Origin of the sequence: Gordonia hankookensis (assembly GCF_014673215.1) — a bacterium.
In the GTDB taxonomy this organism is placed as follows: Bacteria; Actinomycetota; Actinomycetes; order Mycobacteriales; family Mycobacteriaceae; genus Gordonia; species Gordonia hankookensis.
The window spans coordinates 953003-971133 of the sequence record NZ_JACWMS010000001.1; the positions used below are offsets into that span (position 1 = coordinate 953003).

At 70.1% G+C, this 18131-nt stretch carries 1 protein-coding gene (cut by both window edges); it reads right to left on the reverse strand.

This entire window lies inside a single protein-coding gene on the reverse strand: locus IDF66_RS04285, encoding a non-ribosomal peptide synthase/polyketide synthase. The 53721-nt coding sequence extends 21757 nt beyond the window's left edge and 13833 nt beyond its right edge, so the window shows coding positions 13834-31964 (codon 4612, complete, through codon 10655, partial); reading right to left, the first codon wholly in view occupies positions 18129 to 18131. Both codon boundaries (start and stop) fall beyond the window edges.

Here is an 18131-nt window from a genome sequence, read left to right on the forward strand (position 1 = left end):
TCCGGCAGCGCACGCCGATCGAGCTTGCCGGTGCTGCCGAGCGGAACGTCATCGAGCGGCATCCACACGGTGGGACGCATGTACTCGGGCAGCGCACCGGCAACCCGGTCACGCACCGCGTCGAGATCGAGGCGCTGGCCGGGTCCGGCCGCCACATACGCGACGAGGTGCTCGCCGCCCCCGCCGCCCCCGGCGGCCGTGGCGACGGTGGCGACGGTGGCGGCCGCGTGGACGACGCCCGGCGCCGAGGTCAGTACCGATTCGATCTCGCCGAGCTCGATGCGCTGGCCGCGCAGTTTCACCTGGAAGTCGGTGCGGCCCAGGTATTCGATCTCTCCCGACATGTCCCAGCGGACGAGGTCGCCGGTGCGGTAGAGCCGACCGCCGGTGCCGAACGGATCTGCCACAAAGCGCTCGGCGGTGAGATCCGGGCGCGCCGCGTAGCCGCGGGCGACCTGCACGCCGCCGAGGTACAACTCGCCTGCGATACCCGGCGGCACCGGCCGCAGCCGGTCATCGAGGACCCACACCGCCGTGTTCCGGATCGGTCCGCCGATCGGCACCACCGTGCTGTGCTCGTCGACGGTTCCGATGGCATGCGCGGTCACCTCGACGGCGGCCTCGGTCGGCCCGTACAGGTTGTGCAGCGCCACGTGCGGGAGTCGTTCGCGGGCGGCGCGGGCGAGGGCGGGCGGCAACGCCTCCCCCGCGATGTAGAGGTGGTGCAGTCCGGTCATGGCGGCGAGTTGCTCGTCGTCGACGACGTCGAGGAAGGCGGCGAGCATCGAGGGGACGAAGTCGACGGCCGCGATGCCGTGCATTGCGACGAGGGCGGCCAGGTAGGCGGGATCGGCGTGTCCACCGGGGCGGGCGACGATCACCCGCGCACCGATCATGAACGGTGCGAACAGCTCCGGCACCGACACGTCGAAGGTGTACGGCGTCTTCAGGATGGTGGCCGACGACCCATCGACCCCGTCGAAGGTCTCCAGTCCCCAACGGAGTCGGTTGACGACCGACCGGTGGGAGACGGTGACACCCTTGGGGCGGCCGGTCGACCCGGAGGTGAAGATCGTGTAGGCAGCGTGCTCCGGACGCAACGGTGCACGGCGATCGTCATCGGTGATCGCCGCACACGCATCGGCCGGAACACTCGCATCGACCACGATGGTGTCGACGCCCGCAGCGGCGATCGCCGCCGGTATCCCTCCGGGCCCGATGAGAATCGTTGTCACCGAGGCGGTGTCGGTCATGTAGCGCACGCGGTCGGCCGGCGCCTCGGTGTCGATCGGCACATACTGACCGCCGGCGACCGTGATCGCGTGGACCGCCACCAGCATCTCGATCGACCGTGGCAGACAGACTCCCACGGCGTCGTCGGGTCCGATGCCCGCCGCGATCAGCGACCGTCCGAGCGCATTGACCTGCGCGTCGAACTCGCCGTAAGCGATCTCGCGGTCGCCGTCGATCACGGCGACGGCGTCCGGTGTGAGCGCGGCCTGTGCGGCCAGACCCGCGCCCACGAAGTCGCCCGGTTCGTCGACCCGGTGGCCGTGACTCCACTTCTCGATGAGGTCGCGGTCCGCGGGTGTCAGCAGGTCGACGTCGCCGACACGACCGGGATCCGTGGCGCTGAGCGCGATCAGGATCTGTGTGTAGGCGTTGCCGAGATGCTCGATCTGGGCTTCGGAGAACGCGTCCGGTAGGTACTTGAGCTGCAATGACACTCCCGACGCGGCGGCGTCGGCCGTGGCGCCCGAGGTGTCACGTGCCGGTGCGGCGATCAGGTTCAAGGGGTAGTGCGTTGCATCTCCGGTGCGGATCGCCGTGATCTGGAGGTCGTCGGACTGTCCGTTGTCGGCGATCGTATCGGCGTCGACCGGGTAGGACTCGTAGACGGTGAGGGTGTCGAACAGCGCGTGGTGGCCGGTGGCCGCGGCGATGTCGGCAAGGCCCATGTGCTGGTGATCGAGGAGTCGGGTCTTGGTGTCCTGCAAGGCGCGTACCGCGTCGTCGATCCCTTGGTCGGGGTCGACGGTGACCGCGACGGGCAGCGTGTTGATGAACAGGCCGACCATCTGCTCGACGCCGTCGATGTCGGCCGGGCGACCCGACACCGTTTCGCCGAAGCCGACCGTCGTCTGCCCGGTGAGCCGGGACAACAGGACCGCCCAACCGAACTGGAGCAGGGTCGAGGTGGTGACGCCGAGTCGCCGAGCGGCGTGCCCGAGGGCGATCCCCAGGTCGGCACCGGTGTCGATGACGTGCTCACGGGGCCGCGCATCCTCGGTGGCCACGCGTCCGGGGGCGACCACGGTCGGGCCGTCGAGGCGGGCCAACGCGTCCGACCAGACCGCACGAGCGGCAGCGTCGTCCCGCCGGGCGAGCCAGCGCAGGAAGGTGGCGAAATCTCCGCTGTCGGTGGAGGTCAGCGGGTGACCGCCGAGATACATGGCGAACAGGTCGCCGACGATCAACGGTCCCGACCACCCGTCCACCACGAGGTGATGGCTGGTGACGACGAGCGCGGCGCGTGATCCGGGCAGCAGCACCATCGCGAATCGGATGAGGCCGGGCTCGGAGAGGACGAACGGGCGCCGCATCTGATCGACCGCGATCGAGTCGAGGCGCTCGTCGGACTCCCCCGTCTCGTCGCGGAGATCGATCGTGGCCCAGTCCGGATCGATCCGGGGCGGCACGACCGCGACGACCGCCCCCTCGACGGTCCGCACGTACCCCGAGCGCAGCACTCGATGGTGGTCCAGTAGACGTGTTGCGGCAGAACGCATCCGCTCGACATCGACATCGCCCGCGAGTTCGATCACGGCCTGCGTCACATAGACGTCGACCTCTGCGGTCGCAGATCTCTCGTCGCCGGACGTGGCCCCGAGTTCGGCCTGGAAGTAGAGCCCCTGCTGCAGCGGGGTCAGTGGCCAGATCTCGGCACCCCGATAGCGGCGACCCAGGTCGTCGATCTCGTCCTGGCCCAGACGCGGTCCGATGAGATCTGACGGGGACGGCCCGGGATCCGCGGCCTCGGTCGCCGCGACGATGGCGGCCAACTCGGTGGCCCAGCGGGTGCCGAGATCGGTGACCTCGTCGTCGGTGAGCGAACCGGGCCGATACGCGAACGATGCGCGCAGCCGTCGGTGCCCGTCGATGACGACGGTCTGCACGTCCACCGACAGTGCATGCGGCATCACCAGAGCGCCGCTGAGCGTCGACGGCAGCTCGACGTCGTCGCCGGACGGCACGAATGCCTCATCGGCGGCGTCGGTGTTCTGCGCGCCCGACGCGGCGACATTTCCGAAGTAGTTGAACGCGATCGAGGGCAGGCGCCTGCGCGCGAGCTCGGCCAGGTCGGCGAGGGTCGTGGCATCGGTGTGCGGACCGGCGAGAACACGGGGCGCGAGATAGCGCAGCAGGCCGAATCCGAGGCCGTGGTCCGCACGACCCCGGAGCTCCTCCTTGGTCTCCTTGACCGTGCGCACGACGTCATGGTCGCGGCCGAGCGGGATACGCACCGGGGACATCGTCGTGAACCACCCGACGGTTCGCGACAGGTCGACGGCGCGCGGATCGTCACCGCGGGCGGCGATCTCGGTTTCCCGGCCGTGACCCTCGACGCCGAACACGACTGCATCGTCGACTTCTGCGTCGTCGACACCCGCTGCCTGTTGGCCGGTCCACCCGTGGACGGCCCGGGCCAGCGCAGCGAGCAGGGCGTCCTGGGTGCCTGCACCGAATGCGTCTGGCACGGTCGTGAGCAGCGCGCGTGTGATGTCGGCGTCCACCAGCAGCGGCACCGTCACCGGCTGCACAGCGCGGGTCGCGGCGCGGTCGAGTTCGCGGCCGATGCGCGGTGGGTTCGCCGGCAACCGCTCCAGCCAGTACGGCAGTTCGGTCAACCGGTCGGCCGCGTGGTCGGCGAGCAACCGGGACCACCGACGAACCGATGTGCCTTCGGGTTGCGGCGCCAGGGCGAGACCGGATTCCCGCTGCGACCACATGGTCGCCAGGTCGACCACGATCGTCGGCCACGAGACCGCATCCACCGCGAGATGATGGATGACGATCAGCAGCCGGGCGCCTGCCCCGACCGCGGTGCCGCCGTCGGGGATCTCGACCGTGTCGGGTACCACCACGACGCAGCGCAGGATGTCGCCCGTCGCGGGATCGAGTTCGGCGAGTGCCTCGGCGTGCAGGTCGGTGATCGCGCCGGCGAACTCCGCACTTCCGGGCGAGGAACCGACCGCTGCGGTCCGCACCAATTGCCCGGTGTCCACGGTGGCTCCGGTGTCGAGGTTCCACTCCCCCTCGACCCGGTACAGCCGAGCGGTCAGCATGGGGTGGGCGGTGACGAGTCCGGCGACCATGTGCCGCAGATCATCTCCGGTCAGTCCGGCGGGCAGATGCAGGAGATTGGCCTGCGAGAAATCGGTGAAGTCCGCGGGCGAATCGGCGTGCTCGAGCATCCAGTCGACGATCGGCGTGATCACCATCTGTCCGGATGGCCCGTCGGGCAGTTCCGCGAGTGGTTCCACCGCCGCGCCGACGACGCCCGCCGCCGCGGCCATGGCGCGGATCGTCTTGTTCTCGAAGATGTCCCGAGGGGTCAGGGCGAACCCTGCGGACTTGGCCGCGGATGCCAGCTGGATGGACATGATGCTGTCGCCGCCGAGGGTGAAGAACGAGTCGGTGGCACCCACCCGCTCGGCACCCAGCAGGCCGGCGACGATGCCTGCCAGGGTGCGCTCGGCATCCGTCGCGGGTGGCACGAACTCGGTGTCGGCGACGAAGTCCGGGGCCGGCAGGGCGGCCCGGTCCAACTTGCCCGCGGGTGTCAACGGCAGCGCATCGAGCACGATCAGCTGTGCAGGCACCATGTGAGCGGCCAGTCGCCTACCGGCCTCGCGCGACACGGCGGAGGTGTCGAGGACCGTCTGGTCGTCGGCGACGAGGTAGCCGACCAGTCGGGTCCGTCCGGCGGGGTCCTCGGCGCCCAGGGTGAGCGCATGGGCAACGCCCGGAGTGGCGGCGAGAACGGCGTCGATCTCGCCGAGTTCGACTCGCTGGCCGTTGATCTTCACCTGATGGTCGGCACGCCCGGCGAACTCGATCTCGCCTGCGGGGGTCCGTCGGACCAGGTCGCCGGTGGCGTAGAGGCGCGACCCGGGCAGTCCCAGAGGATCGGCGACGAACCGCGCGGAGGTCAGGCCTGCCCTGGCGAGGTACCCGCGCGCCAGACCGGGCGCCGAGAGATACAGCTCACCGATCACACCGTGCGGCACCGGGTTGAGGCGCTCGTCCAGGATGTAGGCGGTGAAACCACGGATCGGCCGCCCGATGGTGACCGGTCGGCCCGGCAGCGATCGGCCCGCGGTCGCCCAGATCGTCGTCTCCGACGGTCCGTAGAAGTTGAACAATGCCCGCCCGTCGACTGCCCACCGCTCGATCAGGTCGGGTGGGCAGGCCTCGCCGCCGGTGGCGAGGTGCTTGAGCGTCGTCAATCCGGCCGGGTCGACGGTGGCAAGCACGGTCGGCGTGATCAGTGCATCGGTGATGCGGTGCCGCGCGATGAGGGCGGCCAATTCGGCGCCACCGTAGATCTCGGCAGGCGAGACCACCAGCGTGTGACCGGATCCGATGGCCCAGATCATCTCCAGCATGGAGGCGTCGAAGCTCGGCGACGCCACGTGCAGGACCCGCGTGGCAGGGCCCGATGACACTTCACGCAGCGCCTGTACGAGGTCGGAGATGCCGCGGTGGTTGACGGCGACGGCCTTGGGGCGGCCGGTCGAGCCGGACGTGTAGATCAGGTAGGCGAGGTTGTCGAGGCGTACCGGTGCGAGCCGATCGGCGTCGCTCACGACGTCCGTCGACTCCCGGCCGGTCGCCTCGATCAGGTCGGTGTCGTCGAGGACCAGCCAGTGCGGCTGATCGCGGTCGCCGAGCGTGACGCGGTCGGCGGTCGTCGTGAGGCCCAGGGCCGCACCGGAATCCGACAACATGTGGTCGATGCGATCGTCAGGGTAGGTCGGGTCGATCGGCAGGTAGACGCCGCCGGCCTTGATCACCGCCCAGGTGGCGATGACCGACTCCATCGACCGTGCGATGCCGACCGCGACCACCACGTCCGGTCCCACGCCGCGACGGATCAGGGTGCGGGCGAGCCGGTTGGTCCGGGATTCGAACTCCTGGTAGTCGATCGTCTCCGCGTCACTGATGAGCGCGGCATGCTCAGGATCGAGGGTGCGGTCGACGAGGACCTCGGGCAGGGTCTTGCCGCCACCGAAGGTCTCGCTCGCCCGGGCCGCCGCCGCGAGTTCTGCTCGGACGGCGTCCATCTCCCGCCGCTGGGCGTCGTCGAGCAGATCGATGTCGCCGACGGCGGCGGTCCGGTCGCCGGTGACCGCGCCGAGGACCCGCAGCCAGGTGTCGGCGAACCCGAGGATCGTCGGCTCGTCGAACAGTGCTCGCGCATAGAGGAACTCGGCCGTCAGACCGGGGGTCTCGCCGCTTCCGGGATGTTCGAGCACGCCGACGGTCAGGTCGAACTTGGCATCCTGTTCGGCGAGGTCGAGAGGTTCGATCTCGAGTCCGGCCCCGGTGAACGCCGCACGACCTGACGTGTCGTCGGTCGCATAGGTGAACGCTATCTGGGTCAGCGGTGCGTGCGCTGTCGACCGTTCCGGAGCCAGCGCATCGACGAGTTGCTCGAAGGCGACGTCGCTGTGGGCGAAGGCGTCGAGGTCGACGGCGCGGACCTCGGCGAGGAATTCCTCGACCGACACTGCCGGGTCGACCGCGGTCCGCAAGATCAACGTGTTGACGAACATGCCGATCAATTCGTCGAGTACGGCCTGTCCGCGGCCGGCGACCGGCGCCCCGATCACCACGTCACGTGTCGCGGCGAGCCGGGCCACGGTCAGGGCGAGGGCGGCGTGGCACACCATGAACGGCGTCAGGCCGGTGTCGGCGGCGGTGCGGTGCACGGCCGCCGCGAGATCTGCGGGTATGTCGATGCTCGCGCGCTCGCCGTCGGCCTCGAGCACCGACGGCCGTGGCCGGTCCATGGGCAGGTCGGTGACCGCAGGGATCTCGTCGAGAACGGACAGCCAGTGCGCGAACTGCCTGCCGATGGGTGAGGTCACGTCGTCGGTGCGGCCGAGTGTCCGGTGTTGCCACAACGCGAAATCGGCGTACTGGACGGTCGGCGGCTCGGCGGCCGGACCGCCGCCGGTGCGCGTCAGGTAGGCACGGACCAGATCTGTCGCGAGAACCTTGGCAGACTCCCCGTCGAAGGCGATGTGGTGGCACACGACGATGACGTCGGTGGTCGCCGAATCCGCTGCCCGCCAGACGCGTCCGCGAATCGGGAGGTCGCGCGCGACGTCGAAGCCGCGGGCGGTGGCATCGCGCAGGTCGCCGGATTCGCGGGCGAGCGACCAGTCGAGATGCTCGGCGGCGGCGTCGACGTCCAGGACGCGTTGTGTGGGTCGTCCATCCACGGTGGGATACACGGTGCGCAGGATCTCGTGTCGTCCGATCACGTCCAGCAGCGCATCGAGAAGGGCGTCGTGATCGACATCCCCGGTCAGCCGCAGACCCAACGGGATGTTGTATGCCGAGGAAGCCGTGTCGAACTGGTTGATGAACCACATCCGCTGCTGGGCGAACGACAACGGGATGACGTCGGGCCGGGGCTGCGCGACGATCGGAGCCGTCGCACCGGTTCCCGGACGGACCCGTTCGGCAAGCGAGCGCACCGTCGGTGCGTCGAACAGGTCCCGCACCGAGACGTCGGTGTCGAGGGCGTGGCCCACGCGGGCGGCCACCCGGGTGGCGGACAGCGAATTGCCGCCGAGGTCGAAGAAGCTCTCGGTGGCCGATGCGCGGTCAAGGCCGAGGACCTCGGCGAAGACACCCGCGATGGTGCTCTCGGTGTCGGTGGTGGGCGCCACGTACTCGGCGCCGCCGCGCTCCGGCGCAGGCAGGGCACGTCGGTCGAGCTTGCCCGAAGCGGTGAGCTCGACGCGCTGCAGCGGCATCCACACCGTCGGCCGCATGTACTCCGGGAGCAGGCGGGCCGCGAGTGCCTCGACCTGGCCGAGATCGATCCCGGCCTCGCCGGATTCCTCGGTGCCGCCTGCGAGGTAGGCGACCAGATGTTCAGAGCCGTCGGCGGTGGTCGCGACGGTGGCCGCGGCGTGCACCACACCCGGCGCGGACACGAGCACCGCCTCGATCTCGCCCAGCTCGATGCGCTGACCGCGCAGCTTCACCTGGAAGTCGGTGCGGCCCAGGTATTCCAGATCACCATGGGGATCGTGGCGGACCAGGTCGCCGGTGCGGTACATGCGGGCACCTGCCGGCCCGGCCGGGTCCGCGACGAACCGGTCGGCGGTGAGGTCGGTGCGTGAGGCGTACCCGCGGGCGAGTTGCAGGCCACCCAGGTAGAGCTCGCCGGGCACCCCGATGGGGACCGGATGCAGTCGGGCGTCGAGGACGCGGGTGGTGGTGTTCCAGACCGGCCGGCCGATCGGCACGGTGGTGTCGCCGTATCGCACCTCGTGGTAGGTGACGTCGACGGCCGCCTCGGTGGGTCCGTACAGATTGTGGAGCCGCACGTTCGGCAGCGCGTCCAGCGCGGCTGCGGCGACCGAGGGTGCCAGCGCCTCACCGGAGGTGAACAGCTGCCGGATCGACGACAATGCGGAGAGCCCTTCGGGGCCGAGGACGTCGATGAAGGCCGACAACATCGACGGCACGAAGTGCGTGGTGGTCACCCGTTGCTCGCGGATCAGCTGCGCCAGGTAGGCCGGGTCACGGTGGCCGTCCGGGCGCGCGATGACGAGGGTCGCGCCGACCATCAACGGCCAGAACAGTTCCCACACCGACACATCGAAGGTCACGGGTGTCTTCTGCAGCACGACGTCCGCGCCGCGCAGTCGGTAGGAGTCCTGCATCCAGGCCAGGCGGTTCGCGATGGCCGCGTGGGTGATGACGACGCCCTTGGGGCGGCCCGTCGAGCCGGAGGTGAACAGGGTGTAGGCCGCGTGGTCGGCGGTCAGCGGAGATATGCGGTCGGCATCGGTGACCGGAGACGAGTCCGCGGGAACCGGCGCGGACGCGTCGGCGACCACGAGGCGACGCTCCGAGTCGGCGAGCACGTCCGGCACGCTGCCGGGTCCGACGATGACTGCGGCCACGCGTGCGGTGTCGAGCATGTAGTCGATGCGGTCGGCAGGCGCATCGGGGTCGATCGGCACGTAGTGGCCGCCCGCGGTCACCACCGCATGGATCGCGACCAGCATCTCCGCGGAGCGCGGGACCGCCACGCCGACCGCGACGTCCGGGCCCACGCCCGCCCTGATGAGCTCGCGCGCAAGGCTGTTCACCCGGGAGCCGAAATCGGCGTAGGAGATGCTCCGATCGCCATCGACGAGGGCGGTCGCGCCGCGGTGTGAACGGACCGCAGTCGCCATCGCATCGGGCAGAACCGGGGCGTCGGTGTCGACATCGAGGCCGACCGACCAGGCCCGGAGCTTGCCGTGCCCGGCCGAATCGACGAGCGGCACATCGCCGACCACCGTCGTCGTATCGTCGACCAATGCGCGCAGGATCGCGACATACCAGTCGGCGATCCGGACCGCCGTGTCGTGGTCGAACAGGTCGGTCGCGTAGACGATCGAACCGTCGAGGGCGGTGAGGCGGCCATCGTCGGTACGCGTGGCGGACAGGCCGACGGTCAGGTCGAAACGTGCTGCGGGCTCACCGGGTTCGGCAGGTGCGATGCTCAGGTCCGGCAGGTCCACCCGCGATTGCGCGTGCTGTTCCAGCGTGAACATGACCTGCGCGAGCGGTGCGAAGGCCTCCGATCGGGTCGGGGCGAGTCGTTCGACGAGGTACTCGAACGGGACGTCGGCGTGACCGAAGGCATCGAGATCGGTTCCGCGGGTGGCGGTCAGCAGGTCGCCGAACGACATCGCGGGGTCGATCCCGATACGCAGGACGAGGGTGTTGACGAACATGCCGATCACGTCGTCGAGGGCGGACTGTCCACGGCCTGCCACCGGCGTCGCGATGGCGACGTCGGTGGTGTCGCCGATGCGGCCCAGCAGCGCTGCGAGGGCTGCGTGCAACACCATGAACGGTGTCGCACCGTGGCGCCGGGCGAGATCGTCGACGGCGTGGACGAGATCGGCGGGGATGTCGAATGCGGCGAGGCCGCCCCGCAACGACGCGACGTCGGGACGCGGGCGATCGGACGGCAGTCCGATGACGTCGGGCAGGTCGGCGAGCTGCTCGGTCCAGTACGAGACCTGCCGGCCCACGATCGAGTCCGGCTCGTCGGCGGAGCCGAGCACCCGCTGCTGCCACAACGCGAAATCGGCGTACTGGACGGACAGGTCCGGCCATCCCGGTGCGGTGCCCGCGGTCCGTGCGGTGTAGGCGGTGACGATGTCGCGCAGCAGCGGGGCGAGCGACTCACCGTCGGCGGCGATGTGGTGGATGATCACCACGAGCAGGTGGTCGTCATCCCCGGTCGCGACCAGCGCAGTACGGATCGGTAGGTCGCGGGTGACGTCGAATGGTTGCCGGGCGAGATCACGCGCAGCGGCGATGTCCACGGGTCGGCTCCACCAGGATGTGTCGGTCGCCAGGATCGCGGGATCGAGGATCTCTTGTACCGCATCGCCGTTCTCGTCCGCCGGGAAGACCGTGCGCATGCTCTCGTGGCGGGTGATCACGTCGGCGAGCGCGGCGCGCAGGGCGTCCACGTCGAGGCGGCCGGTGAGTGTCAGCGCGAACGGGATGTTGTAGGCAGGCGATGACGGGTCGAACCGGTTGATGAACCACATCCGCTGTTGTGCGCTCGACAGCGGGATGCGTTCGGGGCGTTGGCCTGCGACCAACGCTTCCGTTGCCGGTCCGGTGACATCGGCGACCAGGGCGGCGAGCGCACGGACAGTCGGCGCGTCGAAGAGGTCGCGCACGCCGACCCGGATACCGAGGGTCTCGGCGATGCGGGCGGCGACGCGGGTCGCCGACAGGGAATTGCCGCCGAGGTCGAAGAAGCTGTCGGTGGCCGACACGGTGTCGACACCGAGGACATCGCCGAACACTGCGGCGACGGCGCGTTCGACATCGGTTCGGGGCTCGGCGTACTCCCCGGCCGCGAACTCCGGCTCGGGCAGTGCGCGCCGATCGATCTTGCCCGCGGTGTTGAACGGCATCACCTCGAGCAGAGACCAGACCGTGGGGCGCATGTACTCCGGCAGCGCCTGCGCGGCCGTCTCGCGCACGGCGTCGAGGTCGATCGAATCGCCCGCGACGTAACCGACGAGGTGTTCGTCGCCGCTGGGTGTTGCGGTGACCGTGGCCACCGCGTGCACGACGCCGGGCACGGATGCGAGGACGGCCTCGATCTCACCGAGCTCGATGCGCTGGCCACGCAGCTTCACCTGGAAGTCGGTGCGGCCCAGGTACTCCAGCTCGCCGTCGGAAGTGTGCCGCACCAGGTCCCCGGTGCGGTACAGACGCGTGCCGGATGCGCCGAACGGGTCGGCAACGAAGCGGTCCGCGGTCAGATCGGGTCGGGCCGCGTATCCGCGCGCGAGCTGCACGCCACCGAGATACAGTTCGCCTGCCACGCCGGGCGGAACCGGACGCAGCTGCGGATCCAGCACGCGACCGGTGGTGTTCCAGACCGGACGGCCGATCGGCACAGCGGTGTCGCCGGGCGCCACCTCGTGCGAGGTGACGTCGACGGCCGCCTCGGTGGGTCCGTACAGATTGTGCAGCCGTGCGTTCGGCAGCGCCTCGAGTGCCGCGGCGGCCACCGGCGGAGCAAGTGCCTCACCCGAGGTGAACACCTGACGGATCGACGTCAGCTCGGCGAGACCGGCGGTCCCGACGACGTCGATGAACGTCGACAGCATGGACGGCACGAAGTGTGTGACGGTGACCCGCTGCTCGCGGATCAGTTCCGCCAGGTAGACCGGATCGCGATGGCCGTCGGGACGGGCGATCACCAATTGCGCGCCGACCATCAACGGCCAGAAGAACTCCCACACGGACACATCGAAGGTGGCCGGCGTCTTCTGGATGACGACGTCGCCGGCGTCGAGCGGGTACGACGCCTGCATCCAGGCGAGTCGATTCGCGATCGCCTCGTGCGTCACCGTGACGCCCTTGGGGCGGCCGGTCGATCCGGACGTGAAGAGCGTGTACGCGGGACTCTCGCCCCGCAGCGGGGTGATCCGGTCGGCGTCGGTGACCGGCGCGACGGTCGTGTCCGGCGCCTCGGACGGGACGGTGACGACGTCGACCTGCTGTGCGCCGGCAACGCGTGCGGTGGCGTCGGTCACGAGCACGAGCGCCGCGCCCGACGTGTCGAGCATGTACCGGGCCCGGTCGGCCGGGGCGTCCGGGTCGATGGGCACGTAGTGGCCGCCTGCGGCGAGGACCGCATGCAGCGCGACGAGCAGTTCCACCGACCGAGGGATACACACGCCCACGGCTACTTCCGGCCCAACGCCGCGGGCGATCAGGTCGCGCGCCAGGGCCGACACCCGCGACCCGAACCCGGCGTAGGTGACCGCGTCGCCCCCGAAGACGAGCGCGGTCGCATCGGGTGTCGCCCGGACCTGCGCGGCAACATGATCGGTGATGAGGCCGTCATCGACACCGACGTCGGCGCCCTGCGCCCACCCGGTGACCAGCGCCCGATCGGCGTCGCTGATGGTGTCGACGTCGGCGATCAGGCGGCCGGGTACCGCGACGAGCGTGGCGAGCACCGTGTGGACGTGGTCGGCCACGCGCACCACGTCGTCGTCGCCGACCACGCTCGGCAGGTACGTGAAGGCGAACCGCATGCCGTCACCGGCCGGCCCGACGATGAGGTTGAGCGGGTAGTGGGTGGAGTCGGCGAAGTCGACGCCGGTGATGTCCAGACCGGCCGCGCGACTTCCCGACGCGAGGGCGTCGGAGTCGACCGGATAGGACTCGTAGACGGTCAAGGTGTCGAACAAGACCGGGTGCCCGGCGATCTCGCCGATGTCGGCGAGGCCGAGATGCTGATGATCCAGCAGGCGGGTCTTGGCGTTCTGGAGTACCGATGCGACCTCGCCGAGGGTCTGCGCGGGATCGCAGTCGACGATCACCGGGATGGTGTTGATGAACAGGCCGATCGCGGCCTCCACGCCGTCGAGCTCGGCGGGACGGCCGGAAACGGTCTCACCGAAGGCCACCACCTGCCGGCCGGTCAGCCGGGACAGGGTGAGGGCCCAGGCGACCTGGATCGCGGTCGACGGCGTGACCCCGTGGTCGCGGGAGAAGCGATGCAGTCCGGCGACCAGTTCGGGGTCGAGGTCGACGTCGTATTCGGCCGGTGTCTCGGCGACCGTGGCCCGCTCGGGCGCGAGGAGGGTCGGTCCGTCCAACGGCGCCAACGCATCTCGCCACGCATCCCGCGCGGCGGCACCGTCCCGGTCGGCCAGCCAGCTCAGGAAATCGGCGTAGCCGGCGCGGGGCGCCGGCGGGGTGGGCACCGCACCGTCGCCGAGGTAGGCGGCGAACAGGTCGGCGATCACCAGCGGCCCGGACCACCCGTCGAGCAGGATGTGGTGGTTGGTGATGATCAGCCGGTGATCACCCGACGGCATCGCGACCGCGACGAACCGGATCGGGCCGGGTCGTGCGAGGTCGAAGCGGGTGGTGCGCTGCTCGCCTGCCAGGTCCGCAAGCCGCGACTGCGCCGTCTGGTCATCGACAGAACTGAGATCGACCGTCTGCCAATCGGGTTCGACGACCGGCGGCACCACCGTGACCGGTGTGCCGTCGGCTGTGCGCACGTAGGCCGATCGCAGCACCGGGTGTGCGCGGAACAGTTCGCCCGCCGCCCGACGCATCCGGGACACGTCGATGCCGCCGGCGATCTGGATGATCACCTGGACCGAGTACACGTCGATCTCACCGGGGCGGTCGACGATCTCGGACTGGAACAGCAGCCCGTTCTGCAAGGGAGACAACGGCCAGAGGTCCGCCGCCGGATACCGGCCGCCGAGTTCGTCGATCTCGTGCTGCGCGAGTCCGGTGGTCACCACATCGGATTCGGACAGTCCGGGGTCGCCGACGGCCTCGAGGTCGGCGACGATGGCGGCGAGCCCGTGCTGCCACCGTCGCGCGATCTCGATGACCTCGTCCTCGTCGAGGACCGCGCCCGGGAAGCTGAAGTCGGCCCGTAGGTTCCGGCCGTCGACACCGGCGACCGCGGAGACGTTGACCGCCAGGGTCGACAGCGCCACCATCGCTCCGGACACCGACGGGGGCAGCACCGGCGCGTCGGTCGCCGGCAGGAAACCGGCGGCATCGGTCGCCGCGACCTCACTGCCTGCGGCAGGGTCGGCCGGTCCACCGACATTGCCGAAGTAGTTGAAGCTGATCGACGGCAGAGGCAGGTCTGCGAGCGGTGAGCCGTCGCGCAGGTAGCGCAGTGACCCGAATGCCAGGCCGTGGTCGGGCATGGCGGCCCGGGCGTCCTTGACGGACTTGACCAACCCGGTCGTGTCGGCCGTGCCACCACCGCCTGCGGGGACATCCACGGTCAGCGGTGCGATGCTGGTGAACCACCCGACCGCGCGCGACAGATCGGCGCCCGGCGCGACGGGTTCCTCACGTCCGTGGCCTTCGAGCAGGATGGCGACGCGACCATCGGTGGCCGCGTCCGCCACCGCCAGGGCCAAGGCGGCGAGCAATGAGTTGTCGGCACCGGTCCGGTAGGCGGCCGGCACTCGGGTCAGCAGGGCTTCGGTCAGGTCGGTGGGCACCGTCCACGAGACGGTCCGGACCGTCGCCTGCCGGTCTCGGCTCCGGTCGAAGGGCCGTCCCACCTGCTCGGCCCCCGGCGCCCGCAGGTGCCCGGCCCACATCAGGAGTTCCTCGTCCCGGCCGGCGAGATCGGCGAGCACGCCTGCCCAGCGCCGCATCGACGTGCCGGTCGGCTGCAGCGAGATCTCCTGTCCCGCCGAGCACTGCGCCCATGCCGTGACGAGATCGGTGATGATCGCAGACCACGACACGGCATCCACCGCGAGGTGATGGATGGCGACGACGAGCCTGCCGCGCCCGTCCGGGCTCCGCAGCCCGACGGCCTGGAGCACGGCACCCGTGCCCGGGTCGAGACGTCCCAGCGCCTTGGCGTGCCCGTCGCGGACGGCGTCGGTGAAGGCATCCGAATCGATCGGGGCGTCGACGGCATGTATCCGCACCGCGGTCTCGGCGTCGAACTCGTTGCCCGCGGCCAGCTCCCACTCGCCGTCGCGCTCGCCGAGCCGGGCACTGAGCATCGGGTGATGTGCGACGACGGCGGCGACCACTGTGCGCAGTTCGGATTCGGTGATGTCGTCGGGCAGGATGAGCACGCTGCTCTGCGAGAAGTCGGCGATGTCGGACGGCTCGTCGGCATGGTCGAGCATCCAGTGCACCGCCGGGGTGAGCGCGACCTCGCCCTCTCCCCCACCCGGGTATTCCGCCAGGTCGGCGACCGCGTCGGCACCGGCCGCGATCGCGAGGGCCCGAACGGTCCGCCGCTCGAAGATGTCGCGGGGACTCACGGTGTAGCCCGCGGCCCGCAGCGCCGACGCCACCCGGATGGACATGATCGAGTCGCCGCCGAGGGCGAAGAAGGACTCGGTGACCGAGATCCGGTCGACGCCGAGGGCACCGGCGAAGATCCCGGCGATCGCACGCTCGTCGTCGTCGGCCGGTGCCTCGTAATCGGTGTCCAGCGCGGTGAAGTCCGGCTCCGGCAATGCGCGGCGGTCCAGTTTTCCGGAGCTCCCCAGTGGGATGGCGTCCAGCAGAGTCCACACGGTCGGCCGCATGTACTCCGGCAGGGCCTGTGCCGCCGCGGCTTTCGCCGGCTCGGGGGTGGCCGGACCGACCAGGTAGGCGACGAGGTGTTCGGCACCGGTCGACGAACGGGCGACGGTGACCGCGGCGTGCACCACGTCGTCGACTGCGGTGAGCACCGATTCGATCTCGCCGAGCTCGATCCGCTGCCCGCGCAGCTTCACCTGGAAGTCGGTGCGGCCCAGATACTCCAGCTCGCCGACGGAGTTGTGGCACACCAGGTCGCCGGTGCGGTACAGGCGCATCCCGGGTGCACCGAACGGGTCGGCCACGAAACGTTCTGCGGTGAGATCCGGGCGAGCCGCGTAACCGCGGGCGATCTGCACGCCGCCGAGGTACAGCTCGCCGGGCACGCCTGCGGGTACCGGGCGCAGCCGGCCGTCGAGCACCCAGGTCGTGGTGTTCCAGGTCGGGTGCCCGATCGGCACGACGTCGCCGACGGTGGTCAGATCCTGATGGGCAACCTCGACCGCCGCCTCGGTGGGACCGAACAGGTCGTGCAGACCGGCCCGCGGCAATGCGGTCCGGGTGGTCTTCGCGACCGCAGGCGGCAGCGCCTCACCGGAGGCGAAGACGTACCGCAGCGAGGAGAGATCCGCCAGCGTCTCGTCATCGACGACGTCGAGGAACACCGACAGCATCGACGGGACGAAATGGACCGATGTCACCTGCTCCGACTCGATCACCGTGGCGAGGTATCCCGGATCGGTGTGGCCGCCGGGGCGGGCGATCAGCATCCGCGAACCGGCGAACAGCGGCGCGAACAGCTCGGGCACCGAGACGTCGAAGGTGTACGGCGTCTTGAGGATCACCGTGTCCGAGGCATCGATCGGGAAGGTGCTCAGACCCCAGTGCAGACGGTTGAGGACGGCACGATGCGACACCGTCACGCCCTTGGGCCTGCCGGTCGAACCCGAGGTGAAGATCGTGTAGGCGGCATGATCCGGATGCAGCGGCGCTCGCCGGTCGGCGTCGGCGACGGGATCGACGTCGCGGTCGAACGGTGCCGTGGTATCGACGTCGAGCACGGTCACGCCTGCGTCGGCGAACGCCTGCCGGGACGAGCCGGGCCCGACGAGGACGAGTGCCACCTCCGCGGTGTCGAGCATGTGGCGCACACGATCGGCAGGGGCCTCGGTGTCCATCGGCACGTACTGGCCGCCTGCGGCCACGATGGCGTGGATCGCGACCACCATCTCGACGGATCGCGGGATACTCACGCCGACTGCGTCATCCGGACCGACGCCGCGCGCGATCAGATCCCGCGCCAGGCTGCTGACCCGGGCCACGAGCTCTGTGTAGTCCACGCTTCTGTCCTCGAACACGAGGGCGGGCGCCGACGGTGTGCGTCGCGACTGCTCGACGATGGCGGTGTCCAGCGTGGTGTCGCGGACCGCCACGTCTGGCCCGACGGAGAGCCTGCGGACCTCGCTGTCCTCTCGGTCGGTGAGCAACGGGCGGTCGCCGACCGCGGCCGACGGGTCCAGCGCGAGATCACCGAGGAGATCGACGAATCGGGTGGCCAGTCGCTCGATGGTCGCCGCGTCGAAGAGATCCGTCGCGTACGCGATCGAACCGCGCCAGCCGTCGGGACCGTCTCCGACGGCGATGTCGATGGTCAGATCCACTTTGGCGGACGGCTCGCCCGCCGGTGCCGGTGACACGGTCAGCCCGGGCAGATCGATGCTGCCGCGCGACGGGTCCCCGACCGTCAGCAACACCTGGGACAGTGGCGCAAATGCTTCCGAACGAGTCGGATTCAATTGCTCGACGAGATGTTCGAACGGCACATCCGCGTGCGCATATGCGTCGAGATCGGTGCGCCGCACCGAGTCGAGGAGTTCGGTGAACGTCGTCGACGAGTCGACCTCGGTACGCAGGACGAGCGTGTTCACGAACATGCCGACGAGGCCATCGAACGCCGCATCGCCACGACCGGCGATCGGCGTGCTGACGGCGATGTCGGTGGTGCCGGACAATCGGGCGAGCAGTACCGCGAGCGCGGCATGCACGACCATGAACGACGTGACGCCGCGATCGGCGGCGATCGCGGTGACCGCTGATGCGACATCGGCGGGGATCTCGACCTCGACGGCCGCGCCACGCAACGTCGCAACGGCCGGGCGCGGACGGTCCGCCGGCAGTCCCAGTACATCGGGTAGCGCCGCCAACTGTTGTGTCCAGTAACGGGTTTGCGCCGCCATCGCCGAGTC